The sequence below is a fragment of the Bradyrhizobium sp. 40 genome (assembly GCF_023100925.1).
GTDB lineage: Bacteria > Pseudomonadota > Alphaproteobacteria > Rhizobiales > Xanthobacteraceae > Bradyrhizobium.
On the sequence record NZ_CP064688.1, the window covers coordinates 5482625 to 5508548 of the forward strand.

The window sequence follows — 25924 nt, forward strand, 5'->3', positions numbered from 1 at the left end:
CGCCCAGCCTTCGCGCATACACAGCATGCAAGCATATGCCTGTGGAAGGCGGCCGCGCCGTAGTACATGCCAAGTCCCCTGTAGCCGGCCGCCGGAGCCACGCGCCCACGCAATGACAATCACGTTACCTGCCGGCGCGCGCGAGCCCGACCACACCATTTCCGACGGCCTTCCAGCCGCACAGCGGCGCTGGGCCATTGCGGCGATCTTCACCGCGCTGGCGATGGCCTCGCTCGACACCGCGATCGCCAACATCGCGCTGCCCGCCATCGCCGGCGACCTGCATGTGACCCCGGAGCAATCGGTCTGGGTGGTCAACGTCTACCAGATCGCGCTGGTGGCGACGCTGCTGCCGCTCGGAGCACTCGGCGAGATCGTCGGGCACCAGCGCATTTATCTCGGCGGCCTGATCCTGTTCACCATCGCCTCGCTGTTCTGCGCGGTGGCCTGGTCGCTGGAGAGCCTGCTGGTTGCGCGCACGCTGCAAGGGCTGGGTGCGAGCGGCATCATGAGCGTCAACACGGCGCTGGTGCGCTTCGTCTATCCCGGCCGGATGCTCGGCCGCGGCTTCGGCCATAACGCGCTGGTGGTCGCGACCGCCTTCACCTTCGGTCCCTCGATCGCCTCCGCCATCCTCGCGCTCGGCCCGTGGCCATGGCTGTTCGCCGTCAACATCCCGTTCGGCCTCGTCGCGCTCGGCATCGGATTTGCGATGCTGCCGAAGACGCCGCGCGCCGATCACGGCTTTGACTTTCTCGGCGCGGCCCTGGCGTCGGCCTGCCTCGGCCTGTTCATCACGGGCATCGGCAGTGCTGCGCATAATCTCTCACCGGTGGTCGTGGGCATCGAGCTGGTCACGGCTCTCGCGCTCGGCTTCATCCTGACGCGCCGCCATGCCGACCATCCGGCGCCGATGCTGCCGATCGACCTGTTCAGCCGGCCGATGTTCGCGCTGTCGGCGGCGACGGCGGTGTGTTCCTTTGCGGTGCAGGGCCTCGCCTTCGTCTCGCTGCCGTTCTATTTCGAGGACGTGCTGGGGCGTTCGCAGGTCGAGACCGGCTTCTTCATGACGCCGTGGCCGCTGGTGGTCGGCATCATGGCGCCGATTGCCGGGCGCCTCTCCGACCGGCACGCGGTCGGACTGCTCGGCGGCATCGGCCTCGTGCTGCTCGGCCTCGGCATGGCGCTGCTCGCGATGCTGCCGGCCAATCCTGCGATCCCCGACATCATCTGGCGGATGGTGATCTGCGGCATGGGATTCGGCTTCTTCCAGGCGCCAAACATGAAGGCGGTGATGTCGAGCGCGCCACCGCATCGCAGCGGCAGCGCCTCGGGCATCGTCGCCACCGCGCGCCTGACCGGGCAGACGACGGGGGCGGCGCTCGCCGCAGCCTGCTTCTCGCTCGCCGGTCACGACGGCGCAGTCGTGGCCTTGGCACTCGGCGCCGGGTTCGCGGCACTCGGTAGCGTGATGAGCTTTTTGCGGCTGGCGGTGAAGTAGACCGTCAGGCCAGATGTCGGGCCGCCGTCACCTCGACGGTCGCGACCGGAATGACCGTCTCCTCGTCGAGTGCAGCGAGGCGCGTATCGATGGCAGCGATGACCTTGCGCGAGAACGGCCCGAGATGCGCATAGGCGGCGATCATCTGCACGGCAATCCGCGCCGACGTGGTGTCGCGCTTGGCGCAGTTCATGAAGGTCTGCCACAGCGGCCCGCGCGCCTCGGGAAGGGCTGTGACGACCTTGTGCACCGTTTCCATCGCGCCGATCCGGGCGCGGATATCGCCTTCCGCGAGCTCCTGGCGCTGGCGAGAGCGGTCGAGCAGCGTCATCAGACGGTCGATGCGCCTTGCATAGGCCGCCGGGCTGTAGATGTGCTCCAGCACGCGCTTGTAGTCCGTCAAGATGTCGCGCAATGGACGCACCGGATCGAAGTTGATCCCGGCGGTGCACTGATCCGCGCCGATGGTCGGCGCCAAATCGTGGCCCGGATGCAGCCGGCCTTCGCGCTCGAGGCGACGCGTCAGCTGGGTGTTCGGCAGGGCATAGAGCAGGCCGACCATGCTGACAGGGATCGCCGCCTCTTCGATGAAGTCGATCATGGCATCCGCCATCGAGAGCTTCTCATTGTCGAAGCCGACGATGAAACCCGCGGTGACGAGCATGCCCGCGGCGTAGATCTTGTGGATGCTCTCGGCGATGTTGCGCCGCGTGTTCTGCTTCTTCCGCATCGCGACCAGCGTCGCCGGATCCGGACTTTCGATACCGACGAAGATGGCGAAGAAATTCGCCTGGCCCATCAGGTCCAATAGCTCGGGATCGTCGGCCAGATTGACAGAGGCTTCAGTGGACAATTCGAAGGGATAGCCGTGGGCACGCTGCCATTCGGCGAGCTGGGGCAGGAACAGCCGGAGCGACTTCTTGTTGCCGATGAAATTATCGTCGACGAAGTCGAGATGGCCGCGGTAGCCCATGGCGTAGAGCCTGTCGAGCTCGACCAACATCTGCTCGTTCGTCTTGGTTCGCGGCACCCGGCCATAGAGCTCGATGATGTCGCAGAACTCGCAGGTGAACGGGCAGCCGCGGGAATACTGCACACCGAGATAAAGGTAGTCCTCGAACTTGAGCAGGTCGAAGCGCGGCACCGGCGTCTTGGTGACGTCGGCCTGGAATTTCGGCGCGATGAAGACGCCGGAGCGTGCGCCACTGTCCCACGCGGCGACGAATTCGTGGAGAACGCTTTCGGCCTCGCCGAGCACCTGGAAGTCGGCCCTCTCATAGATATGGGGGCTCGAGGTGGGATCGGGACCGCCGACGACCACCGGCTTGCCCGCGGCACGGCAAATTTCGATCAGGCGCAGCGTGTCGGCCTGCTGCGGCATCATTCCGCCGGTGAAGACGACGTCGGCCCAGGAAAGATCCTCGTCGCTGAAGGCTTCCGTGTTGCAATCGATCAGCCGGACCGTCCAGCTCTCGGGCAGCATCGCGGCAACGGTGATCAGCCCCAAAGGGGCCGCGGGGCGCTTTACGCCCAACACTTTGCAGGATTCGCCAAAGCTCCAGAAGGACTCTGCCGAGAACAGCGGATAGAGCATCAGGACTTTGCAAGGCTGCGATACGTTCATGGAACCCCTTTTTGGCTGATTCCACTGTAGCAGAGCATTGTCGACTTGCACCCCGGCAAAAGGGACAAACTGTCGCTCTCGGTTCCAATGGGGGCGGCGCAGAAGCCGGTAAACGTCGCCCCAAGCCGTGCCCAGAGCCGGCCGGGAGGAAATCTCCGGCGGCTACCCCTCGGACTATTGATTTGAACGTTTCCAATTTGCCGGACACATTGCGCCGCTGAGTCCAGTCGGTGGATTGGACCAATCAGGGGACTGCGATGGCAAACCTAACAATCAACGGAAAAACCTTCACGCTCGACGTCGAGCCGGATACGCCCCTGCTGTGGGCGATCCGCGAGAATGCCGGCCTGACCGGCACGAAATATGGCTGCGGCATTGCACAATGCGGCGCCTGCACCGTTCACATCGACGGCGTCGCCACCCGCTCCTGCGGCGTTTCAGTTGGCGAGGCCGCAGGCAAGAAGATCACGACCATCGAAGGGCTCGCCTCCGGCAACGCACTGCACAAGGTGCAGGAAGCCTGGATCGCCCAGGATGTTCCGCAATGCGGCTATTGCCAGAGCGGCATGATCATGGCGGTGGCGGCGCTGCTGAGCGAGAAGCCGAAGCCGACCGACGCCGACATCGACGAGGCCATCACCAATATCTGCCGCTGCGGCACCTTCCAGCAGGTGCGCGAAGCGATCCACACGATCGCGAGCGCGTAAGGAGCCGCCACATGAACAAGCATGTCTCTCCCAGGATGAACCGCCGTGCCTTCGTCGTCGGCACCGCCGCGGTCGGCGCGGGTCTCGCAATCGGCCTCGATATCCCCTTCGGCGGCCCCGCCGTGGTCCGCGCGGCCGACGGCTCCCCCGAGATCGGCGCCTGGGTCGTGGTCAGGCCCGACGACACCGTCGTCATCCGCATCGCCCGCTCGGAAATGGGCCAGGGCTCGCTCACCGGACTTGCCCAGCTGGTCGCCGAGGAACTCGAATGCGATTGGTCGAAGGTCTCGACCGAATATCCGACACCGGGCCAAAGCGTCGCCCGCAAGCGCGTCTGGGGCGATTTCTCGACCGGCGGCAGCCGCGGCATCCGCTCTTCGCAAGACTATGTCCGCAAGGGCGGTGCCACCGCGCGCGTGATGCTGATCCAGGCCGCCGCCGAGGCGTGGAAAGTGCCGGCATCGGAATGCGCGGCCGCCAACAGCGTCATTACCCACACGCCGTCCGGCAAGGCCACCACCTACGGCAAGGTGGCCGAGGCCGCGGCCAAGTTGACGCCACCGGCCGACGTCAAGCTTAAGGACCCCAAGGACTGGAAGCTGATCGGCAAGGGCGTGAAGCGGCTGGACACCGCAGAGAAGACCACCGGCACCATGATCTACGGCATCGACGTCAAGCTGCCGGGCATGCTGAACGCCGCGATCAAGGACTGCCCGGTGTTCGGCGGCAAGCTGAAGAGCTATGACGAAGCCAAGATCACCGGCATGAAGGGCGTCAAGAAGGTCGTCAAGGTCGGCGACACCGCGGTCGCGGTCGTTGCCGACACCTGGTGGCACGCCAAGACCGCGCTGGAGGCGCTGCCGATCGTCTGGGACGAGGGCGACAATGCCAAGGTCTCCAGCGAGTCGATCGCGAAATGGCTGACCGAGGGTCTCGACAACGGGCAGCCGGCCTATGTCGGCAACAAGAACGGCGACGCCAAGGCGGCGATTGCCGGTGCCGCCAAAAAGATCGAGGCCGTCTACAGCTATCCCTACCAGAACCACGCCACCATGGAGCCGATGAACGCCACGGCGCTCTACACGGTGGACAAATGCGAGGTCTGGTGCGGCACGCAGAATGGCGAGGCGGCCTTCGCGGCCACGTTGGAAGCGTCGGGCCTGCCGGCGGAGAAGTGCGACGTGCACAAGGTGATGCCCGGCGGCGGCTTCGGCCGGCGCGGCCAGACCGACTACGTCCGCCAAGCCGTCTTGATCGCCAAGGAGATGCCGGGCACGCCGATCAAGCTGTTGTGGTCGCGCGAAGAGGACATGGCGCACGGCCGATATCACCCGATCACCCAGTGCAAAATGACCGGCGCGTTCGATGCGGACAACAATCTGGTCGCGCTGCACTACCGCCTGTCTGGGCAATCGATCCTGTTCTCGCTCCGCCCCGAAGCGCTGCAGAACGGCATGGATCCGGCCGCGTTCCAGGGCGTCGCCCAGTCCGGCGAAGCCGCGTTCGGTTACTCCGTGCCAAACCTCCTGGTCGAGCATGCGATGCGCAACCCGCACGTTCCGCCCGGCTTCTGGCGCGGCGTCAACGTCAATCACAACGCGATCTACATGGAATGCTTCATGGACGAGCTGGCCCAGGCCGCAGGCCAGGACCCGCTCGAATTCCGCCGCAAGCTGATGGGCAATCATCCCAAGCATCTGGCGGTGCTCAACGCCGTGGCCGAGAAGATCGGCTGGAGCACCCCGGCGCCGCAGGGCATCTATCGGGGCATTGCGCAGGTGATGGGCTATGGCAGCTATGTCGCCGGCGCCGCCGAAATCTCGGTGACCGACGGCAACAAGATCAAGGTGCATCGCATCGTCGCCTCCACCGATCCCGGCTACGTCGTCAATCCGGCACAGGTGGAGCGGCAGATCGCGGGCTCCTTCGTCTATGGCCTTAGTGCCTTGTTCTACGGCGGCTGCACCGTCAAGGACGGCAAGATCGAGCAGACCAACTTCGACACCTACAATTCGATGCGCATCAACGAGATGCCGAAGGTCGAATCGGTGATGGTGCCGAGCGGCGGGTTCTGGGGCGGTGTCGGCGAGCCGACCATCGGCGTCGCGGCACCGGCGGTGCTCAATGCGTACTTCGCGGCGACGGGCAAACGCATCCGCTCGGTGCCACTACGCGACCAGAACATCACCTTCGCCTGAAAAATGCCGCGGCGGACGTAACGGCCGCCGCGGCCCACTTTCCGGACAAGACTCATGAATGCGCCGGTGACACGGCGGGATGCCGTCCTCGGCTTCGCCGCCGCGGCCACATCATTCGCCGTCCCTTCGATCCTGCGCGCGCAATCGGCGGGCCGCCTCGTCGTGGTCGGCGGCGGCTTTGGCGGCGCCGCGTGCGCCCGCGCGCTGAAGCGCGCGCAGGCAAACTTGCAAGTCATCCTGATCGAACCCAATACGGTCTTCACCTCCTGCCCCTTCAGCAACGAGGTAATTGCCGGCCTGCGCGACATCGAAGCTCAGCAATTTGGCTATGACGGGCTCGGTGCCGAAGGCGTGACGGTGATCAGCCAGGCCGTGACCACAATCGAGCCGCAGCTGCGCAGCGTCGTGACGGCAGATGGCGTTGCGCTGCCCTATGATCGTCTCGTGCTCTCTCCCGGCATCGACTTCCATTTCGACGCTCTGCCTGGCTACGACGACGCGGCATCAGAAAAGATGCCGCATGCCTGGAAGGCTGGCGCGCAGACGCTGCTGCTGCGTCGCCAGTTGGAGGCCATGCCGGACGGCGGCACTGTCGCCATTGCGATCCCCGCCAATCCCTCGCGCTGTCCGCCGGCGCCTTACGAGCGCGCCAGCCTGATCGCGCATTACCTGAAAACGAAGAAGCCGCGCTCAAAGATCCTGGTCCTCGATGCCAAGGACAATTTCTCCCAGCAGCGACTGTTCGAAAGGGCGTGGAAGGAGCTTTACGGTGACATGATCGAACGCATCGGGCTGTCGCAAGGCGGCCGCGTGACCTCGGTCGATCCCGCGACCAGGACCATCGTCACCGAGTTCGGCAACTACACCCCTGACGTCGCCAACGTCATCCCGCCGCAGCGTGCCGGACGCATCGCCGAGGTCGCGGGCGCTGCGGATGCCACCGGCTGGTGCCCGATCGATCCTGTCACCTTCGAGTCGAAACTCGTCCCGAACATCCACGTCATCGGCGATGCCTGCCTCGGCGGGGGCATTCCCAAATCGGCATCCGCGGCAAGCGCACAGGGCAAGGCCTGCGCCGCCGCGATCGTGAGCCTCCTTGCCGGCCGCGCACCAGAAACGCCGCGATTGACAGGCGTCTGCTACAACATTGTCGCACCCGGCTACGGCTTTTCACTCGCGAGCAATTACCAGCCCAGGGGCGACATCTTCGCCGAGGTCGAGGGCGGCGCGACCAGCCCGGTCGATGCGCCGCGCGAATTGCGCGCCCGCGAGGCAACCGAAGCCGAGCGCTGGTTTCAAACCATCACGGCGGACACCTTTGGCTAGAACATCGGCCCATATCGCAGCGCTGACCGCCGCCAGTATCGCCTTCGCCTGCTATGCAGGAGCCGAGCAACTCCGGCCCTACAACGTCGTCGGCGACGGCATCGCGGAATCGCTCACCGGCGCGCCAGGCGATGCCGCGCGCGGGCGCGCTCTGGTGCTCGCGCGCACGACGACTTGTATCCTGTGCCATTCCGGCCCCTTTCCGGAGACCCGGTTCCAGGGCGACCTCGCGCCTGACCTCTCGGGTGCAGGGAACCGCTGGACGGTGAGCCAGTTGCGGCTTCGACTGGTCGATGCGGCGCGCTTCAACCCGGAGACCATCATGCCGTCCTATTATCGCACCGATCACCTCGTGCGGGTCGGGCGAAATTTCGTCGGCAAACCGATCTTGTCCGCCGCCGAGATCGAGGACATCGTGGCTTTTATTGCAGCGCTTCGGGACTAGGACTGTTCATGCCGACCACGCGACGACAATTCCTGAACCTTGCCGGAAGCGTGACGGTCGCCGGGACGATCCCGATCGTCACCCTGCGACCGCTCGAAGCGACACCGGCGATGCTCACCGCCGCGATCCGCAACGTCGTCGGCGAAGCACCTGTACGCACCGGCAAGGTGAAGCTCGACATTCCGCCGCTGGTCGAGAACGGCAACACGGTGCCGCTGACCGTGAGCGTCGCGAGTCCGATGACGGCGAACGACTACGTCAAGAGCATCCACGTCTTCAACGAGAAGAACCCGCAGCCGAACATCGGCAACTTCCATCTCGGCCCCTCCTCCGGCCGCGCCCAAATCTCGACCCGGATTCGGCTCGCGGATACCCAGAAGGTGGTGGCGATCGCGCGCCTTTCCGACGACACGTTCTGGCAGGTCACGACCGAAATCGTCGTGACGCTGGCCGCCTGCACCGAGGAGATGAATTGATGGCCGCGCTCATCAACGTTCCGGCGAAAGCCAGACGCGGCGAAATCGTCGAGATCCGCACGTTGACCTCGCACATCATGGAGACCGGCTTCCGCCATACCGCGGACGGCGCGCTGGTCCCGCGCGACATCATCACGAGCTTCACGTGCCGCTACAACGGCACCGAGATTTTTCGCGCCGATCTCTTCCCGGCGATCGCGGCCAATCCCTATCTGTCGTTCTTCACGGTCGCGAAGGAGAGCGGCAAGTTCGAGTTCGAATGGATCGGCGACAACGGCTATTCGTCCAGCGCGTCCGCGTCGATCACGGTCGAATGAGTTTTTGGCGCGCGATATCGGCCGCGGCGCTCCTCGCCACGGCCCCTGCCCTGCTCGCCGGCGAGATTCGACTGGACGCGCGTCGCTCCGGCTATTCGTTCATGGGGCCGGACACGCGTGCGATGCAGGATGACGACAGCTCAAATCCCGGCATGCTGTTCGTGCTCGACGGTGAGGCGTTGTGGACGAAGAGGACCGGCAGCGCCGACAAGGCCTGTGCGGATTGCCATGGCGATGCACGCGGCAGCATGAAAGGCCTCGCGGCGCGCTACCCGGCCTTCGACAAGGCGCTGGCACGCCCGGTCACGCTCGACCAGCGCATCAATCTGTGCCGCAGCAATCATCAGCAGGCACCGCCGCTCCCCTACGAGAGCCGCGACCTGCTGGCGCTGTCCGCCTTGGTCGCGCACCAATCGCGCGGGGTCGCGATCACGGCCGGCGACGATCCGCAACTGAAGCCATTCGTCGAACAGGGCCGCGACCTCTTCATGCAGCGCGAGGGCCAGCTCAACCTTGCCTGCACCAATTGCCACGACGACAATTTCAACAACCGGCTTGCCGGCGCGCCGATCACGCAGGGACAGCCAACCGGCTATCCGCTTTATCGCCTGGAATGGCAGACGCTGGGATCGCTGGAGCGGCGGCTACGCAGTTGCATGACCGGTGTCCGCGCCCAGGCCTATGATTTCGGCGCGCCCGAGCTGGTCGCGCTCGAACTCTATCTGATGTCGCGGGCGCATGGCTTGCCGATGGAAACGCCGGCCGTGCGGCCCTGAATTCCACAGATTAGGGCTAGGCAGACGCGGAACGGCCGCTAGTATCCGCCCAAATTGAGTCATAGGGAGGGACCTCGAGTGGTCAACCACAAAATCTCGCGTCGTACGCTCTTGACCGGCACTGCCGCAGCTGGCGCGCTCAGCCTGACGGGATTGCCGGCGCGCGCCGAGCTGAACTGGAAGAAATACGCAGGGACCAAGCTCGAGGTGATCCTCGCCAAGGGGCCCCGCGGCGACAACCTGCAAAAATACGTCAAGGAGTTCACCGAGCTCACTGGCATCCAGGTCGAAGCGGAGCAGATTCCCGAGCAGCAGCAGCGCCAGAAGGTGGTGATCGAGTTCACCTCGGGCCGTCCGAGCTTCGATGTCGTCCATCTCAGCTATCATGTGCAGAAGCGGCAGTTCGAGAAGGCCGGCTGGCTCGCCGACTTGACGCCCTTCATGAAGGATCCGGCGCTGACCGCGCCCGATCTCGTCGAGAGCGACTTCTCGGCCGCGGGCCTGCAATATGCCAGGAACGACAAGGGCCAGATGCTGTCGCTGCCCTGGTCGGTCGATTATTTCATCCTCTACTACAACAAGGAGCTGTTCGAGAAGAAGGGCGTCGCCGTTCCCAAGACCCTCGACGAGATGGCCGCGGCGGCCGAGAAGCTCACCGATACCAAGGAAGGCATCTACGGCTTTGTCGGGCGCGGCTTGCGCAACGCCAACATGGCGATGTGGAGCAACTTCTTCCTCAATTATGGCGGGGAATTCCTCGACGCCAAGGGCAACATCCTGACCGATGGTCCGGAAGCCATTGCCGCGACCAAGCTGTATCAGACGCTCCTGACAAAGTCGGCACCTCCAGGCGTCGCCGGCTTCAACTGGATGGAGTCGATGGCCTCGTTCACGCAAGGCCGATCCGCGATGTGGATCGACGGCGTCGGCTGGGCGCCGCCGTTGGAAGACCCGGCCGCCTCGCGCGTTGTCGGCAAGGTCGGCTACACCGTCGTGCCCGCCGGCCCCAAGGGCCAATATTCCTCGACCTATGGCGACGGCATCGGCGTTGCCGCTGCAAGCAAGAACAAGGAAGCCGCCTATCTGCTCTGCCAATGGGTGGTCTCGAAAACCCAGGGCGCGCGGCTGCTGCAGGCCGGCGGCGGCGTGCCGTTCCGCAATTCGATCCTCGGCGATCCCGAGGTCCAGAAGGGCGTCAAGACCAAGGAATGGCTGCAATCGGTGATCGATTCCGGCAAGATCAGCAAGCTCGGCCTGCCCGTCGTGATTCCGGTCGCCGAATTCCGCGACATCGTCGGCGCCGCGGTCACTGCGACCTTGTCCGGCGCCGATCCTGCCGCCGAGCTGAAGAAGGCCAACGATCAGTACCGACCGATCCTGGAGCGTAGCGAGAAGGCGTGAGTGCGTTGACACAATCGACTCCGGGCGCGGCACAGTCTGATGCCGCGCCGGAGAAGGAGTTGCGGCCGCCGTCCTACTGGCCGTTCGTGGTCCCGGCGCTGGTCGTCGTGATCGCGATCATCATCTTCCCGTGGGTCTTCACGATCTGGATGAGCCTGAACGAATGGAAGGTCGGCTCGTCGACCACCTTCGTGGGATTGTCCAATTATCTGCGGCTGACGAGCGATCCCCGCTTCATTGAGGCCATCGGACATACACTGGTCTACACCGCACTCTCCGTGCTGCTGCCGCTCGTGCTCGGCACGTTTGCGGCCGTGGTGTTTCACCAGAAATTCCCCGGCCGCGGCTTTCTGCGCGGCGTCTTCATCATGCCGATGATGGCGACGCCGGTGGCGATTGCGCTGGTCTGGACCATGATGTTCCACCCGCAGCTCGGCGTATTGAACTATCTGCTGTCACTGGTCGGAATCCCTGCGCAGCTCTGGGTATTCCATCCCGCGACCGTCATTCCCTCGCTGGTGCTGGTCGAGACCTGGCAATGGACGCCGCTGGTCATGCTGATCGTGCTCGGCGGCCTGGCCGCGATCCCGACCGAGCCTTATGAAAGTGCACAGATCGATGGCGCCAGCATCTGGCAGGTGTTCCGCTTCATCACCCTGCCGCTGATCATGCCATTCCTGTTCATCGCCGGCATGATCCGCATGATCGACGCCGTGAAGAGCTTCGACATCATTTTCGCAATCACCCAGGGCGGACCGGGATCGGCGTCGGAGACGATCAACATCTATCTCTACAGCGTCGCCTTCTCCTATTACGACCTCGGCTACGGCTCGGCGATCGCGGTCGTGTTCTTCCTGCTGATCGTTCTGCTCGCGGCGGTGATGCTTTATGCGCGCCAACGCATGCTGTGGACCGAGATCGCGAGCGGCACATGAGTCCAAGACAAATCATCGGCAAAATCGGCCTGTGGTTCTCGGTGTTCCTCATCGTGTCCCCGGCAATCCTGTTCTTCCTCTGGATGCTGTCGCTGTCGCTCAAATTCGAGATCGACAACGCCGCCTACCCGCCGGTGTTCTTTCCCGAGCATGTCGCCTGGAAAAACTATGCCGACGTGCTCGCCTCCAACCGCTTCTTAACGTATTTCATCAACAGCCTGATCGTGACAGGGAGCGCGACGTTCCTTGCGCTGCTCGTCGGCGTTCCCGCCGGTTACGGGATTGCGCGGATGGCTGCGCACAAATCGGCGATCGTGATCCTGATCGCCCGCATCACGCCGGGCCTGTCCTATCTGATTCCGCTGTTTCTCATGTTCCAGTGGCTGGGACTGCTCGGCACGCTGGTGCCGCAGATCATCATCCACCTCGTGGTGACGGTGCCGATCGTGATCTGGATCATGATCGGCTATTTCGAAACGACGCCGATGGAGCTGGAAGAAGCAGCCCTGATCGACGGCGCCACGCGCTGGCAGGTCTTCCACCATGTCGCGCTGCCGATCGCCAAGCCCGGCATCGCGGTCGCCTTCATCCTGGCCGTGATCTTCTCCTGGAATAATTTTGTGTTCGGCATCGTGCTGGCCGGACGCGAGACCCGCACCCTGCCGGTTGCCGTCTACAACATGATCTCGTTCGACCAGTTGAGCTGGGGGCCGCTCGCGGCCGCCGCGCTGATCGTCACCCTCCCGGTGCTGCTGCTGACGGTGTTCGCCCAGCGACAGATCGTCGCCGGGCTCACCGCGGGTGCCGTCAAAGGCGGGTAGCTACTCCGCCGGTGCCGCGTGCATGTCCGCATGCGGCATGTAGGGCTCGCTCGCGCCGAGCCTGCTGGCCGCGAATAGACCGGCGGCCATCACGGCATAGGCGAACGCGACCGCGGGCGTGACGCCAAAGCCGCCGCCGATGCCGACGGCTTCGCCGTGCATGAAGCCGAAGTAGGTCAGAACCGCACCAACCAGCGCGAACGCCGAGGCTTTCTCGAAGTCGCGCTCGATTATGAAGACACCGATCGCACCCAGGATCAGGCCGCCGAGGATGGAGCCGCCGCCCATGATCTCGAGCCCGTGATAGAACACGCCCTGCTGCGGCAAGGCGGCGATCGCGGCCGCCTTGACCGCGTCGGCCTTGTCGGCGGCCATTCCGCCGACCGTCGCAGCCGCGTTCATGGTCGAGCCCAACATCGTGTCGATCTGGAGCTTGGCCCACGCAGCCAGATGCGGCGTCAGTGCCAGCACGATGGCGGGCGCGTGCTTGACCGGCGTGGTCTGGAACGCCTGCGCGCCGATCAGCATGCCGATATAGAGCAGGATCGGCGAGATCGCGACGACCGGCACCAGCGCCAGCAGCACCGAGATGATGCCGAACCAGGCCAGCACCACCACCATGACGCCGGTCGCGGCCGAATAGCCGATCCGGCCGCCCATCGCCTTCCAGCCGGGATGGCCGATATAGACGGCATTGATGAAGGGATTTCCCATCAGGCAGCCGATCAGGCTGACGATTCCGTCGGCGGTGAGCACGCGCGTGGTCGGATATTCGTCGCCGGCGGCTTCCGCGCTCTCGACATTGTCCATGGCCTCGACGAGATCATAGATGCCGAACGGAATGGCCGTGACCAGGATGATTCCGAGGAATTCGAAGCCGGAGAAGACGTAGCCCACCGCCGGGATCGGCACCGAGAAGCCGAAATTCGCGAAGGCATCACCGACGCCCTTGACACTCAGTCCACCGAGACCGAGGCCGAACAGGTTCGACCCCCATGCGATGACCATGCCCACCGCAATCGCAACGAGACCGGCGGGAATGCCACGCCAATATTTCACGCCACCGAACCAGCTCACCAGGATGATGGCGAAGCAGACCAGGCCGATCTGCGGCGTCATGTACATTTCGAGCGCCGGCCGCATCGAGATGAAGGTGACGGATACGCCGGCGAGCGTACCGAGCAGTGCCGCGCGCGGTGTGATCTTTCGAATGAAAGGCGCAATGAAGCCACCGATCATTAGGATAAAACTCTGGAAGAACACCCAGACCAGGCCCGCCGACCAACCCTTGAGCGGATCACCGGTCTTGATCGTGATCGGCAGCATGATCACGAAGGTGACGATGAACATGTGCGGCACGCTGACGCCCGATGGCAGCGCGCAGACGTCGGTGCGGCCGGTCTTCTGCGCAAGGCGATAAGCGAGAAATGCGTAGTAGAAGGTGGAAAGACACATCATCAAGCCGAGTGCGGGCAGGATGCGGCCGAACACCAGTGAGTCGGGCATCTTCAAAACGAAGCGTAACAGGCCTGTGAGCACCAGCATGTTGACGAGGATGTTGGTGCCGAAGCCGAAAAACGCGTTCCAGTCGCCCGGTGTCCATAGTGCCGGCTTGAACTCGGAGGTGCCGGCCGTCCCTGTCGTGCCTGTGCTCATGGTGATGCCCCTACGCTGATGTGGAAATCTTCATCGCCTCCAGAACCGCGGCTGAGCTTGCGACCCAACCGAAGATGCCGCCCTGGGCCTTGATCATCTTCAGGCCCATCTCGTGAAACTCAGGAAAGTAGGACGCGCAGCCGTCCGAGATGACGACGCAGCGATAGCCGCGGTCGTTGGCCTCGCGCACGGTGGTGTTGACGCACACTTCGGTGGTGACGCCACACACCAGCAGATTTTCGATGCCGTATTTCTCCAGCACGTCGGTGAGCTCGGTGGCGTAGAACGCGCCCTTGCCGGGCTTGTCGATCACGATCTCGCTGTCGAGCGGATAGAGCTCCGGGATGATGTCGTGGCCCGCCTCGCCGCGAATGAGAATGCGGCCCATGGGACCGGGATCGCCGATGCGAAGGGATGGCGCGCCGCGCTCGACTTTCGCCGGCGGCGCGTCGGAGAGATCGGGCAGATGGCCCTCGCGCGTGTGGATCACCAGCATGCCGGTATCCCGCGCGGCCTTCAGCACCGCACCGATCGGCTTCACCGCGCGCGCGAGCTGGCTGACGTCGTTGCCGAGCGTCTCGCCGAAGCCGCCGGGCTCCATGAAGTCGCGCTGCATGTCGATGATGAGGAGCGCGGTGGCCGACAAGTCGAGTTCGATCGGCCCGGGTTCGGCGCTGATCGCGCCCAATGTCGGCTTGCTTGAGTTCAACATGACGCCCGCCCCTCGCGAGAACTCTCTGTGCCAGGAGTTCTGCAAGCGCCGTGCCATTGTGTACAATGACGATCGGGCGGACAGCGCGGGAAAATTTGCTGCACTGTCAGAACGTTATCAGGCTGCCTCGCGTCTGCTTATTCGCTGTGCGACGACTTTGCGACGTGCATTTGCCTAGAGGATGAGCGACAACGAAGCTCGCTTTTAGCGGGCAGTATCTCCGTACAGCCGTCGATATTCTTCCTCATACGGCGCGTAGGAATCCTTCAGCGTGGCCATGTTCAGCAGCATGGTCGCGACCACAATGTTTGTCTTGTCGAACACGCGCGTCTTCACCCAGGCGCTCTCGGTGCGGCGGCTGCCGGAGAGCGCGACAACCTCGCGCTCGACTTCGTACTCCTCGTCAACAAACAGCGGGCCCTTCACCAGCCTGATCTCCTGGTCGGCGAACAGACCGACGGCCGGTCCCTTGGCCGGGAGAGGATCGTCCTTGGAGCGGTACTGGAACAGCACGCTCAGCATCTCCATCGGGATGATCGCCCTGTCCCACGGATTCGCAGAAGGATTGCCGGCGCCTGAATAATACGGCGAGGTCTCGGTGATGGCGGCGAGCTTCTGCCGCAGCGAGAACGGATAGAGGTCGCCCATGATCTGATCGAACGCCATCCGCACCGCCTGGCGCCGGCTCGTCTGCGCGACCTTCACGTCGCGCAGGATCACGGGATCAGTGAGCGGCTTGAGTTCGCCAAGACGCGCCTCCAGCGCGGTCGCGGCGTGCGGTTCTCCGACCGAGGCCGTGCCGCGCAGCACCTCCGTGCCGTCGCGCTTGACCATCTGGATCTGGCACTGGCTGGTGCCGGGCAACGGCTTCGACAGGATCGCCTGCACCTCCTCGCCTTCGTAACAGACGCTGCGGTAATGCGCGGAGAGACAGCCGCTCTCGAACCAGGCCTGTCCCCACAAACGCGCACCCAGCGGTGCGAACTGGCTGAAATGGGTCGGACCCTCGATGGTGCCGCCCTTGAACCCGAGCTTCTGCGCGGTGGCGTCGTCGTGGATCGAGGCGTGCGCATCGTAGGTTTGGGCTTGCAGCATTTGACGCGGCTGACGCCACGGCCCGATCAGGGCTCCGTCGGTCTCCGTGATCTCGGTATCGAACGCTTGTGCCGTCATGATGTCCTCCGCAAGCAAGCCATGACTAGCAGGAGCGCCACGGATGCGGCCAGCGATATTGACTTCGTCTGCGCATCCCTTTGACTGTCACAATTCGCGTCGCGCAGCCGCTCCTCCCTCCCGCAGCGCAAACCCCAAGTCGAATACCAAGTCGAATAAAAGCCGAACAAGAGACGAGGACTCCTGAAATGACGCTGATGCAGGTCGAGCTGGACGACAAATACCGGCTCGAATCGAAGCGGATCTTCCTGTCCGGCACGCAGGCGCTGGTCCGGCTGCCCATGTTGCAGCGCGAACGCGACCGGCTTCAGGGCCTCAACACCGGCGGCTTCATCTCGGGCTACCGCGGTTCCCCACTTGGCATGTACGACCACGCGCTGTGGCGCGCGAAGTCACACCTCCAGCAGCACGACATCGCCTTCGTCCCCGGTCTGAACGAGGACCTCGCGGCGACCGCCGTCTGGGGCAGCCAGCAGGTCGGCCTGTTTCCCGGCGCCAAGGTCGATGGCGTGTTCGGTATCTGGTACGGCAAGGGGCCCGGCGTTGATCGCTCGGTCGACGCACTCAAGCATGCGAATGCGGCCGGTACCTCGCTCAATGGCGGCGTGCTCGCGCTTGCCGGTGACGACCACGGGTGCCAGTCCTCGACACTGGCGCACCAGAGCGAGCAGGTATTTGCAGCGGCACTGATCCCCGTGATCAACCCGGCGACGCTGCAGGATTACCTCGACCTCGGCCTCTACGGCTTTGCGCTATCGCGCTTCTCCGGCTGCTGGGTCGGATTCAAGGCGATCAGCGAGACGGTGGAGAGTTCGGCCTCGATCTATAGCGATCCCGAACGCATCCAGATCAAGCTCCCCGGAGATTTCGAGATGCCGCCCGGCGGCCTCAACATCCGCTGGCCCGATCCGCCGCTCGACGCGGAGAAGCGTCTGTTCGGCCCCAAGATGGCCGCTGTCCAGGCGTTTGCCCGTGCCAACCAGCTCGACCGCATTGTACTCGACTCCAGGCCGGCACGGCTCGGCATCGTCGCGACCGGCAAGGCTTATCTCGATCTGCGGCAGGCGCTAGCCGATCTGGGCATTACCGACAAGGACGCGCAGGATTTGGGCTTGCGCATCTACAAGGTCGCACTGACCTGGCCGCTGGAGGAAAGCGGGGCCAAGCGCTTCGCCGAAGGACTTCAGGACGTGCTGGTCGTCGAGGAGAAGCGCGGCTTCATCGAAGACCAGCTGATGCGCATCCTCTACAATATCGATGCGTCCAGGCGCCCGACCGTGACGGGAAAACGCGACGAGCGCGGCGCGCCGCTATTGCCAAGCGAGGGCGAGCTGACGCCGACTCTCGTTGCATCCGCGCTGGTGGCCCGGCTGCGCAAGCTCGGCCACCACAGCCCGGTGCTGGAGCAGCGCCTTGCCCGGCTCGAGGCCTTTGACACTCCTGTTCCGGCCTCCGCGCAAATCAAGCTCGCGCGCACGCCGTTCTTCTGCTCGGGCTGCCCGCACAACACCTCGACGCGCGTGCCCGAGGGCAGCCGCGCCATGGCCGGCATCGGTTGCCACGGCATGGCTTTGAGCATGCCGACCCGCCGCACCGATTTGATCTCGCATATGGGCGCCGAGGGCGTGAACTGGATCGGACAAGCGCCCTTCACCACCGAGCAGCACATTTTTCAGAATCTCGGCGACGGCACCTACACCCATTCCGGACTGCTTGCCCTTCGCGCGGCATCGGCCGCCGGCATCAGCATCACCTACAAGATCCTCTACAACGACGCCGTCGCGATGACCGGCGGCCAGCCGGCCGAGGGCGCCTTCAACGTCGCCCAGATCGCGCATCAGGTCTGGGCCGAGGGCGTCAAGCGCCTCGCGATCGTCTCGGACGATCCCACCAAATACCCTGACGGCAATTACTTCCCGCAAGGCGCGACCGTCCATCACCGCCGCGAGCTCGACGCCGTGCAGCGCGAGCTGCGCGACATCAAGGGCCTTACGGTCATCGTCTACGACCAGACCTGCGCCGCGGAAAAGCGCCGCCGCCGCAAGCGCGGGCTGTATCCGGATCCCGCCAAGCGCGTCTTCATCAACGAGCTCGTCTGCGAAGGCTGCGGCGATTGCTCGCAAGCTTCGAACTGCGTCTCGGTGCAGCCGCTCGAGACCGAGTTCGGCCGCAAGCGGCAGATCGACCAGTCGAACTGCAACAAGGACTTCTCCTGCGTGGAGGGTTTTTGCCCGAGTTTCGTGACCGTGCATGGCGGCACGCTCAAGCGGATCAAGACCTCGGCGGTGGATTCAGGCCAGTTGTGTGCCGACCTGCCGCTGCCACCCGCGCGTGAGCTCGACGCCCCCTACAACATCCTCGTGACCGGCATCGGCGGCACCGGTGTCATCACCATCGGCGCGCTGCTCGGCATGGCCGCCCATGTCGACGGCCGCGGCTGCTCGGCGCTCGACTTCACCGGCCTGTCGCAGAAGAACGGCGCGGTGATGAGCCATGTGCGCATCGCCGCGAAGCCGGAAGACATCTCCGCGGTCCGGATCACCACGGGCGGCGCCGACGTCATCCTCGGCTGCGACATGATCGTCTCGGCAGGTCCCTCCGCGCTCAGCCGCGCCGAACGCGGCGTGACCAAGGCCTACGTCAACGCTGACCTGCAGCCGACCGCGAGCTTCGTGCAAAACCCCGACATCGATTTCGAGGCGGGCACGATGCAGACGGTGCTGCGGGACGCTGTCGGCGACAAGAACCTCGACATCATCGACGCCACCGGCATTGCCTCGGCGCTGATGGGCGATTCGATCGCGACCAACCCGTTCATGCTCGGCTTCGCCTTCCAGAAGGGCGCGATTCCGTTGTCGTTGGAGGCGCTCTTGCGCGCCATCGAGATCAACGGGGCCGCGATCGAAATGAACAAGCTCGCCTTCAGCTGGGGACGACTCGCCGCCCACGACATGTCGCGGGTGCGTAGCGTGCTGCAATTCAGGAGCCGGGCCTCCGCGCCGACGAAGTCGCTCGACAACATCATCGCGACGCGCGCGGAGTTTTTGACCGGCTATCAGGACAGGGCCTACGCGGACCGCTACCTCGCCGCTGTCGCCAAGGCGCGCAAGGCGGAAGCGGCTGCCTCGCCAGCGTCCACGGAGCTGACCGAGGCTGTCGCGAAAAACCTGTTCAAGCTGATGTCCTACAAGGACGAGTACGAGGTCGCGCGGCTCTACACCGATGGCAGCTTCTCCAAGAAGGTCTCGGAGAAATTCGACGGCGACTTCAAGCTGAAGTTCTATCTGGCCCCGCCGATCTTCGCACAGCGCGACAAGACCACCGGACATCTCCAGAAGAAGGAATTCGGCGGCTGGATGATTCACGCCTTCCGCGTCCTCGCCAGGCTGAAGTTCCTGCGCGGCGGCGCGTTCGATCCGTTCGGCCGCACCGAGGAGCGCCGGACCGAGCGGAAGCTGGTCGCGGATTATCTCGACATGATCGATCAGCGGATCGCCGGGCTGAAAGCGGAGCAGATCCCGCTGCTGGCGAGGCTCGCGCGGCTGCCGGAGACCATCCGCGGCTTCGGGCATGTCAAGGAAGCCAATATCAAACTTGCGGCGGCGGAGAAGGCGCGGCTGGAAGCGGAACTGGAGAACAGCCGCTTTGCGGCGGCTGCGGAGTAGCGGTAGGCCCGAACCCTCTCGCCGTCATTGCGAGGAGCCCTTGCGACGAAGCAATCCAGAATCTTTCCGCAGAGACAGTCTGGATTGCTTCGCTGCGCTCGCAATGACTGCAGTGGAGATGGTTAGACCGACGTCGTAGCGGCGATCGGCGCCGCTGCCACACTCCCCTCCGCCAGATGGCGCCCTGCGATGTACCCGAATGTCAGTGCCGGTCCCAACGCGATCCCCGGCCAGGGACAATTGCCGTTCATGATCGAGCCCATGTCGTTGCCGCACGCATAGAGCCCGGCAACCGGCGTGCCGTCCTCGCGCAACACGCGCGCCTGGGCATCCACCTTCAGGCCAATCGCCGTGCCGAGATCGGCCGAATAAATCCGCATCGCAAAGTACGGCGCACAGAGGATGGGCGCGACGCACGGGTTGGGCTTGTGAGCGGCGTCTCCGAGATGGCGTTGATAGATCGTGCTTCCGCGTCCGAATTCGGGATCGCGGCCCTCCTTTGCGCCTTCGTTGTAGCTCGCGATCGTCGCCGCGAGTGTCGACGGCTTGATGCCGATCTTCGCTGCGAGCTGCGCGATATCAGCGGCCTCAACCAACTCCCCGCTCGCCACATAGCGCCGGACACTGCGCGTGAACGGCTTGATACGGCCAAGGCCGTAGCTCCACAGGAACGGACGGTCGCAGATCAGATAGAACGGCCGGTCTGGTTCGCCGTCGCCGTCGCGCAGCATGGCGAGCACGAACTCGTGGTAGGAGAGTGCCTCGTTGACGAAGCGCCGGCCGGCCGCATTGACGGCGATCACGCCGGGCTTGGCGCGGTCGCTCACTGTGTGCGGGAAAACGCCGCGGCTGCCATCGGCGCGCCGAAACAGCGAGGCCGGCACCCAATAGGCCGGGCTCGTCGCATCCGTATTGAGCGCTGCGCCGGTTGCGGTCGCGAGGCGGAGCCCGTCGCCCGTACCGGACGTGTGGGCCGCCGAGATAAATCCGGCCGCGGGTGGGAGGAAGCGTTTTCGCAAGGTCGCGTCGTGTGAAAAGCCGCCGGTCGCCAGCACCACACCACGTCGCGCGGCAATCAGCCGATCGCGCGCCCCATGACGGATAATTACGCCGCCGACGCGCTCGCCCTGCGTCGACAGGCCTTCGACGTCCGCACTAAAGAGGATCTCGACCTGCCGGGCCTGCAGCGAGGCATACAGCCGCGCGGCGAGCGCATTTCCGAGATGCAGCGTCGTGCCGCGCGGGCTGCGCAGGCGCTGCCACGCATACTCCGAAACCAGCCGCGCCGCGCGAAGAGCCGAGCGCAGCGATTTTCCGACCCGCCGCAGATGCGGGATGTCGAGGCGGTTGACCATCATCCCGCCGAACAACGTGAACTCCGGCAGCGGCGCGCGCACCCGCGCGAAATGCGCGCCCAGCTGCGTGCCGTCGAAGACGACCGGCTCGAGCACGCGCCCACCCGGCGTCGCGCACAATCGCTCCGGATAATAGTCCGGACAGGCCTTGACCGGCTGGAGCCGCACTTGCGTGTTGGCTTGGAGATAGACGACTGCCTCCGGTCCGCGCGCGAGGAAAGCGGCGCGGAGGCCCGCATTGGCGGGCTCCGGCACCGTGTTCGACAAATATCGCACGGCGTCCGTGACGCTATCGGAGAGCCCCGCCTCTTTCATTTTGGCATTGGCGGGAATCCAGATCATGCCGTCGGACCATGCGGTCGTGCCGCCGACGAAAGCGGTCTTCTCGATCACGAGCACGCGCAGGCCCTCGGCGGCGGCGACGGCCGCAGCCGTCATGCCACCGGCGCCGACGACGATGACATCGTAGGTCTCATGCGCCGGCATCATGCGGCGGGGTTCCCGAAGCGAGGCATGACACCGTCATACCCCGCTTGGGCGCCCACACGCTAGCGGGCCGGCTTGCGCTCGACCGGATCGATATCGATCGCCCGCAGGCGGCCGAGCCGCAGCACGTCCATCGCCAGCTGCCGGCCGATCCGGTCGCGATCGAGCACACGGATCAGATCGTCGACGCCGTTGATCTCGACGCCGTCGAGGCCGATCACGACATCGCCGGACAACAGGCCCGCCTTCGCCGCCGGCCCGTCCGGCTCGATCTGCGCCAGCAGCGCGCCCATCTTGTTCTCGACGCCGGCCAGCACCGCGTGCCGCCGCGGGATCGGCGCGGTCTGACCGGCCACGCCGATATAGGCGCGGCGAACATAGCCGTGGCGGATGATCTCCGACAGCACGAATTGCGCGGTGTTGCTGGCGACCGCAAAGCAGATGCCTTGCGCGCCATTGATGATCGCGGTGTTGATGCCGATCACCTCGGCATTCGACGACACCAGCGGCCCGCCCGAATTGCCGGGGTTGAGCGCAGCATCAGTCTGGATCACGTCCTCTATGGTGCGGCCACTGACCGAGCGGATCGAGCGCCCGAGCGCCGAGACCACTCCGGCGGTAACGGTCGATTCAAAGCCGAGCGGGTTGCCGATCGCGATCACGAGCTGACCGCGCCGCAAGGTCTTGGAGTTGCCGAGCGCCGCATAGGGCAAGTCCCGCACGCCGTTGGCGCGGAGCAGCGCAAGGTCAGTGTCGGGATCGACGCCGAGCACCCGGGCGTCGCCGACATGGCCCTCGACGTCGCGCAGCCGGATCTCCTTCGACGAGCCCACCACGTGGCTATTGGTGAGCACGAGTCCGTCCGGCGAGATCACGATGCCCGAGCCGAGCCCGCCGCGCTCGCGGCCGTTCGGCACCTTTGGTCCGGTCTCGACGCGCACGACGGCCGGACCGACGCGGTCGGTCACGTCGATGACGGCATTGGAATAGGCGTCCAGCAGGGCCCGGTCATCGACCGGGACAGCCGTTTCCGTTCGCGATGACGCGGCGTCATCGACGGTATCTGAGGTGAAATCCAGCATGATAGGAGTCCTTGAGGCTCACACAGATGGTGGCCTGCCCCGTGAGGCGCAAGGGACCCGTCCGGGGCGCAAGGCTGGACTGCCCGGGTGGCTAGGGCGCCCGTCGCAGCGTGCCCGCCCTTGCCTTGACCGGATCCAGCAACGACCAGTCGCCATCCGGCAGCACGTAACCCAGGGGGAACGGCGCGCGTAGCTCGAGGCCGAGCGAGCGCAGCACACGGTCGTCGCGGTAGTAGCATTGCAGCACCACGCGGACGAGCGTCGCGGCAGCCGCGCCGCCGGAACTGCGAAACTCCTGCGCCACCGCATCGCGCCTGGCCGCATCGAGCTCGGCGAACGGTCGGCCCGCGAGCCGCCCCAGATGGTCGAGCGCCGCCGCCACCAATTTGGCGTCACGCCCCAGCGTCGCCAGCATGTCAGCCTGGATCGCGGGGTCGTCAGCGCCGGGCACCTTGTACTCGTCGCTCGCGGGAACGATCATCGCGGCGATAGCGCGGAGGTCGTCGCGCTGGCTGCGTGTCAGTTGATTGTCTGCGGACATGTCGGCCTCAATCGAACAAATTGGCGAGGCGCTGCTTCATCTGGTCGGCGATGTAGAGCGCGAGGGCCTGAATGGTGGACGTCGGGTTGACCCCGCCCGATGTAACGAAGATGCTGCCATCGACGATGAAGAGATTCTTGACGTCGTGCGAGCGGCCCCATTCATTGACGACGGAGCGTTCGGGGTCAGTGCCCATCCGTGCCGTGCCGAGCAGATGCCAGCCGCCCCACGGGATCGGCGAGTTGACGCAGATGTCGCTCGCCCCCGCGGTTTCGAGAATCTCCCGCCCGCGCGCCAGCGCATGCTCCATCATCTTCCGGCTGTTCTCGCTGATCGTGTAGTCGATCTTCGGCGCGGGAATGCCGTGGCCGTCCTTCAAGACCGGATCGAGCGTGACTTGGTTATGCTCCTCCGGCAGGTCCTCGCAGATCGCGGAAAAGCCGAGCCGGTGGCCGTTGAGCTTGCGGAAGATGCGGTGATGATCGGCGCCCCACGGCAGAATGCCCTTCTGCTCGCTGACGACAGCCTCGAACACCGGCCCCGCGCCGCGCACGAACTGAACGCCATAGCCGCGCACGAAGCCGCGCGAGAGGTCCGTGTCATACCATTCCTTGCTCCACAGGCAGGTCGGCGGCGCGCGGTTGCTATCGGTCGGCTCTTTTACGTAGCCGTAGATCTGCGCATAAGGATGGAACATCAGGTTCTTGCCGACGAGGCCGGACGAATTGGCAAGCCCGTTCGGAAAGCGATTCGATGCCGAATTCAGCAGCAGCCGCGGCGTGCCGACGCCGTTGCAGGCGATGATGACGACATGCGCCGGCTGGAACTGCTCGACGCCGTCCTTGTCGTAATAGACCACGCCGGTGGCCATGCCGTTCTCGTCGGTGGTGATCTCGCGCACCCGGCAGTGCGTACGCAGCTCGACGCCGGCGCGGACCGCGTGCGGCCAATAGGTGATGTCGGTCGAGGACTTGGCGCCTTGCGCGCAGGCTGGCGTGCAATGGCCGAGATTGATGCAGCGCGCGCGGCCCTCGTAGTCCATGGTCGCGACTGTCGTATCCGACGGCCACCAGTGCCAGCCGAGCTTGTTCATGGTCTTGCCGATGATCGCACCGGACAACCCCATCGGCTGTTGCGGCATCGGCGGATGCGTCAGCGGTGAGAGCGGATCGCCCGACAGGCCGGACGTGCCCATCATCCGGTCGTTCTCTTCGAAGAACGGGGTCAGCGCGTCGTAGTCGATCGGCCAGTCGTCGGCGACGCCGTCGAGCGTCCTCACCTTGAAATCGGAGGGATGCAGCCGCGGCCAGTGCGCGGTGTACATCACCGTCGAGCCGCCGACCGCATTATAGTTGACGACTTTGATCGGCGAATCGTCGTCGTTGATCGGATAGTCTTCGGGGCGGCCGCGGACGTTGGGGCTCGACGACCACTCGCCGTAGAACTTGGCCTCCCAGTCCCGGCCCGTGCTGGGATATTCCGCCGGGTTCATCCAGCCGCCCTGCTCCAGGCAGAGAATATGCATCTTGGTTTCGGCCAGCGACCACGCCACCGCCGCGCCCGAAGCGCCGGCGCCGATGATCAGGACGTCCACGGGGTCTTTCATCGCAAATTTTTCCTCCCTTCGCCGCTTCCCGGGCGATTCGGCCTCCGCTCCGCAAGGCCCGCGAACGATAGAATCAGAGCTACGGCTGAGTAAAGCCGCGAGGTCGGAATGTCGCACTTCGCGGGGCGCAGACCATTGGTATCGCCACATCCGGATGCTAGGAACAAGGCGCACGAGCCATCGATAGCGAGACCTTATGTCCTTCCGAAAGTCCTTTGCCAGCGCCCGCGCTTTTGCGCTCGTTTCCTTTATTGCCCTGTCCGGATTTCTGGGCACCTCCGGCCCGGCCTCGGCGCTGACCGCCGCCGCGACGGTCCGCGATGGCAACGCCATCCAGCTCGGCGACGTCACCTACCGCCTCGACGGCGTCGACGCACCCGAGCTGGACCAGGTCTGCATCGACGATCACGCCGATCCCTGGACCTGCGGCATCGAGGCCCGCGACCAGCTCGCCAAGCTGATTGGCAAGCGATCGGTGCGTTGCGACGATGTCGGACCGGAAAAGAGTTTTGGCAAGCGGCACCGCGCGATCTGCACGGCCGAAGGCGACAAGACCAGCTTGAACGAGCAGCTCGTCAAGCTCGGCTATGCCATTGCCCGGGAGCCGGTCAAGGCGAACATCAAGTCGGCCGCGGCCGACGCCAAATCAACCTCGGCCGGAATCTGGAAGGGCTGCTTTGTTGCACCGCAGGAATTCCGCGCCGGCAAGAAGGACGGCGCGCTCCTGGGCGCCGCCTGCCGCGCCGACCGCGACAAGGAGATTCGCGCGGTGTTGTTTCCTGAGGATCTGACGATGCCGCCGAGCTGTGGCATCAAGGGCAAGCTTGCGGTCCGCGCGCGCGTGACCGGCAATATCGGCATCTACCATTTACGGGGCTGCCCGAGCTACCCCGCGACCACCAGACCGGACCGCTGGTTCTGCTCGGAGGACGACGCCCAGGCTGCGGGCTTCCGCAAGGCCTACAATTGCCGGCGGCCGAAATAACGACGCCCATCACGCACCCGTGAGCGGCAACCGGAGACAGTATTCATCCGGAATTGAACTCTATCGGGAGTTGCTGCATTTGTAAGCGTACGCAAGCGCTTTGCGCGAGCGTTTCCTTGGCGGCAATCCGGCTCCG

21 protein-coding genes are annotated in these 25924 nt (G+C 64.9%); 13 read left to right on the plus strand and 8 right to left on the minus strand.

The window, feature by feature from the left end; translation table 11 throughout:
* The first annotated feature begins 112 nt into the window (after positions 1 to 112).
* Positions 113 to 1501 (plus strand): MFS transporter, encoded by a 1389-nt coding sequence (locus tag IVB40_RS26370; RefSeq protein ID WP_247816755.1) that lies wholly within the window; start codon positions 113 to 115, stop codon positions 1499 to 1501.
* A 4-nt stretch (positions 1502 to 1505) separates the two neighbouring features.
* Here IVB40_RS26370 and IVB40_RS26375 read toward each other — a convergent pair whose 3' ends face one another.
* Entirely contained in the window at positions 1506 to 3125 is a 1620-nt protein-coding gene (locus tag IVB40_RS26375; protein ID WP_247467001.1) for a B12-binding domain-containing radical SAM protein, read from the minus strand.
* Between the two features lie 257 nt (positions 3126 to 3382).
* Between IVB40_RS26375 and IVB40_RS26380 the strand changes: the two genes are divergently transcribed.
* From IVB40_RS26380 to IVB40_RS26425, 10 genes are all read left to right on the plus strand, one after another.
* Entirely contained in the window at positions 3383 to 3832 is a 450-nt protein-coding gene (locus IVB40_RS26380; protein ID WP_007594050.1) for a (2Fe-2S)-binding protein, read from the plus strand.
* 11 nt (positions 3833 to 3843) lie between these two features.
* Positions 3844 to 6030 carry a molybdopterin cofactor-binding domain-containing protein gene (locus IVB40_RS26385; RefSeq protein WP_247816756.1) on the plus strand — a complete coding sequence of 729 codons (2187 nt, stop codon included), beginning with the start codon at positions 3844 to 3846 and terminating at the stop codon, positions 6028 to 6030.
* A 54-nt stretch (positions 6031 to 6084) separates the two neighbouring features.
* A complete protein-coding gene (locus IVB40_RS26390; RefSeq protein WP_247816757.1) occupies positions 6085 to 7356 on the plus strand; it encodes an NAD(P)/FAD-dependent oxidoreductase in 1272 nt (423 codons plus the stop codon).
* A complete protein-coding gene (gene soxX, locus IVB40_RS26395) occupies positions 7349 to 7801 on the plus strand; it encodes a sulfur oxidation c-type cytochrome SoxX (protein WP_247816758.1) in 453 nt (150 codons plus the stop codon). The genes IVB40_RS26390 and soxX overlap by 8 nt, the downstream gene beginning before the upstream one ends.
* An 8-nt stretch (positions 7802 to 7809) precedes the next feature.
* A complete protein-coding gene (locus IVB40_RS26400) occupies positions 7810 to 8277 on the plus strand; it encodes a SoxY-related AACIE arm protein (protein WP_027568780.1) in 468 nt (155 codons plus the stop codon).
* Entirely contained in the window at positions 8277 to 8594 is a 318-nt protein-coding gene (gene soxZ, locus IVB40_RS26405; protein ID WP_027568779.1) for a thiosulfate oxidation carrier complex protein SoxZ, read from the plus strand. Before IVB40_RS26400 ends, soxZ begins: the two co-directional genes overlap by 1 nt.
* Positions 8591 to 9370 carry a sulfur oxidation c-type cytochrome SoxA gene (soxA, locus tag IVB40_RS26410; RefSeq protein ID WP_247816759.1) on the plus strand — a complete coding sequence of 260 codons (780 nt, stop codon included), beginning with the start codon at positions 8591 to 8593 and terminating at the stop codon, positions 9368 to 9370. Before soxZ ends, soxA begins: the two co-directional genes overlap by 4 nt.
* A 78-nt stretch (positions 9371 to 9448) precedes the next feature.
* A complete protein-coding gene (locus tag IVB40_RS26415) occupies positions 9449 to 10771 on the plus strand; it encodes an extracellular solute-binding protein (RefSeq protein ID WP_247466985.1) in 1323 nt (440 codons plus the stop codon).
* A complete protein-coding gene (locus IVB40_RS26420; protein ID WP_018457161.1) occupies positions 10768 to 11706 on the plus strand; it encodes a sugar ABC transporter permease in 939 nt (312 codons plus the stop codon). Before IVB40_RS26415 ends, IVB40_RS26420 begins: the two co-directional genes overlap by 4 nt.
* The gene (locus tag IVB40_RS26425; RefSeq protein WP_247816760.1) at positions 11703 to 12527 is read left to right on the plus strand and encodes a carbohydrate ABC transporter permease; all 825 of its coding nucleotides are present in this window, start codon (positions 11703 to 11705) and stop codon (positions 12525 to 12527) included. The genes IVB40_RS26420 and IVB40_RS26425 overlap by 4 nt, the downstream gene beginning before the upstream one ends.
* Here IVB40_RS26425 and IVB40_RS26430 read toward each other — a convergent pair whose 3' ends face one another.
* The 3 genes from IVB40_RS26430 to IVB40_RS26440 all read right to left on the minus strand — a co-directional run bounded on the left by IVB40_RS26430 (position 12528) and on the right by IVB40_RS26440 (position 16068).
* Positions 12528 to 14183 (minus strand): regulator, encoded by a 1656-nt coding sequence (locus tag IVB40_RS26430; RefSeq protein WP_247360077.1) that lies wholly within the window; start codon positions 14181 to 14183, stop codon positions 12528 to 12530.
* Positions 14184 to 14193: 10 nt separating this feature from the next.
* Entirely contained in the window at positions 14194 to 14895 is a 702-nt protein-coding gene (locus tag IVB40_RS26435) for an isochorismatase family cysteine hydrolase (RefSeq protein ID WP_247816761.1), read from the minus strand.
* Between the two features lie 204 nt (positions 14896 to 15099).
* Positions 15100 to 16068, minus strand: a complete 969-nt coding sequence (locus tag IVB40_RS26440; protein ID WP_247816762.1) for a hypothetical protein — start codon at positions 16066 to 16068, stop codon at positions 15100 to 15102.
* Positions 16069 to 16256: 188 nt separating this feature from the next.
* On the opposite strand from IVB40_RS26440, the gene IVB40_RS26445 reads away from it, so the two are divergent.
* Positions 16257 to 19733: an indolepyruvate ferredoxin oxidoreductase family protein gene (locus IVB40_RS26445; protein ID WP_247816763.1), complete on the plus strand. Its 3477-nt coding sequence runs from the start codon at positions 16257 to 16259 to the stop codon at positions 19731 to 19733.
* Between the two features lie 122 nt (positions 19734 to 19855).
* Here the strand turns inward: IVB40_RS26445 and IVB40_RS26450 are convergent, their stop codons facing one another.
* The 4 genes from IVB40_RS26450 to IVB40_RS26465 form a co-directional block, all read right to left on the minus strand.
* Positions 19856 to 21577 (minus strand): FAD-dependent oxidoreductase, encoded by a 1722-nt coding sequence (locus tag IVB40_RS26450; RefSeq protein ID WP_247816764.1) that lies wholly within the window; start codon positions 21575 to 21577, stop codon positions 19856 to 19858.
* Between the two features lie 59 nt (positions 21578 to 21636).
* A complete protein-coding gene (locus IVB40_RS26455; RefSeq protein WP_247816765.1) occupies positions 21637 to 22656 on the minus strand; it encodes a trypsin-like peptidase domain-containing protein in 1020 nt (339 codons plus the stop codon).
* 91 nt (positions 22657 to 22747) lie between these two features.
* Positions 22748 to 23197 carry a gluconate 2-dehydrogenase subunit 3 family protein gene (locus tag IVB40_RS26460; protein WP_247466976.1) on the minus strand — a complete coding sequence of 150 codons (450 nt, stop codon included), beginning with the start codon at positions 23195 to 23197 and terminating at the stop codon, positions 22748 to 22750.
* 7 nt (positions 23198 to 23204) lie between these two features.
* Positions 23205 to 24803, minus strand: coding sequence for a GMC family oxidoreductase (locus IVB40_RS26465; RefSeq protein WP_247425749.1), 1599 nt, complete (start codon positions 24801 to 24803; stop codon positions 23205 to 23207).
* A gap of 196 nt (positions 24804 to 24999) precedes the next feature.
* Between IVB40_RS26465 and IVB40_RS26470 the strand changes: the two genes are divergently transcribed.
* The gene (locus IVB40_RS26470) at positions 25000 to 25788 is read left to right on the plus strand and encodes a thermonuclease family protein (protein WP_027568768.1); all 789 of its coding nucleotides are present in this window, start codon (positions 25000 to 25002) and stop codon (positions 25786 to 25788) included.
* Positions 25789 to 25924 lie beyond the last annotated feature (136 nt).

Coding starts and splice junctions, on each gene's coding strand:
- IVB40_RS26380 (WP_007594050.1), top strand. CDS start 3,383: ATGGCAAACCTAACAATCAACGGAAAAACCTTCACGCTCGACGTCGAG.
- IVB40_RS26390 (WP_247816757.1), top strand. CDS start 6,085: ATGAATGCGCCGGTGACACGGCGGGATGCCGTCCTCGGCTTCGCCGCC.
- IVB40_RS26430 (WP_247360077.1), bottom strand. CDS start 14,183: ATGAGCACAGGCACGACAGGGACGGCCGGCACCTCCGAGTTCAAGCCG.
- IVB40_RS26445 (WP_247816763.1), top strand. CDS start 16,257: ATGACGCTGATGCAGGTCGAGCTGGACGACAAATACCGGCTCGAATCG.
- IVB40_RS26400 (WP_027568780.1), top strand. CDS start 7,810: ATGCCGACCACGCGACGACAATTCCTGAACCTTGCCGGAAGCGTGACG.
- IVB40_RS26435 (WP_247816761.1), bottom strand. CDS start 14,895: ATGTTGAACTCAAGCAAGCCGACATTGGGCGCGATCAGCGCCGAACCC.
- IVB40_RS26450 (WP_247816764.1), bottom strand. CDS start 21,577: ATGATGCCGGCGCATGAGACCTACGATGTCATCGTCGTCGGCGCCGGT.
- IVB40_RS26370 (WP_247816755.1), top strand. CDS start 113: ATGACAATCACGTTACCTGCCGGCGCGCGCGAGCCCGACCACACCATT.
- IVB40_RS26455 (WP_247816765.1), bottom strand. CDS start 22,656: ATGCTGGATTTCACCTCAGATACCGTCGATGACGCCGCGTCATCGCGA.
- IVB40_RS26375 (WP_247467001.1), bottom strand. CDS start 3,125: ATGAACGTATCGCAGCCTTGCAAAGTCCTGATGCTCTATCCGCTGTTC.
- IVB40_RS26470 (WP_027568768.1), top strand. CDS start 25,000: ATGTCCTTCCGAAAGTCCTTTGCCAGCGCCCGCGCTTTTGCGCTCGTT.
- soxZ (WP_027568779.1), top strand. CDS start 8,277: ATGGCCGCGCTCATCAACGTTCCGGCGAAAGCCAGACGCGGCGAAATC.
- IVB40_RS26460 (WP_247466976.1), bottom strand. CDS start 23,197: ATGTCCGCAGACAATCAACTGACACGCAGCCAGCGCGACGACCTCCGC.
- IVB40_RS26385 (WP_247816756.1), top strand. CDS start 3,844: ATGAACAAGCATGTCTCTCCCAGGATGAACCGCCGTGCCTTCGTCGTC.
- IVB40_RS26440 (WP_247816762.1), bottom strand. CDS start 16,068: ATGACGGCACAAGCGTTCGATACCGAGATCACGGAGACCGACGGAGCC.
- soxA (WP_247816759.1), top strand. CDS start 8,591: ATGAGTTTTTGGCGCGCGATATCGGCCGCGGCGCTCCTCGCCACGGCC.
- IVB40_RS26425 (WP_247816760.1), top strand. CDS start 11,703: ATGAGTCCAAGACAAATCATCGGCAAAATCGGCCTGTGGTTCTCGGTG.
- IVB40_RS26465 (WP_247425749.1), bottom strand. CDS start 24,803: ATGAAAGACCCCGTGGACGTCCTGATCATCGGCGCCGGCGCTTCGGGC.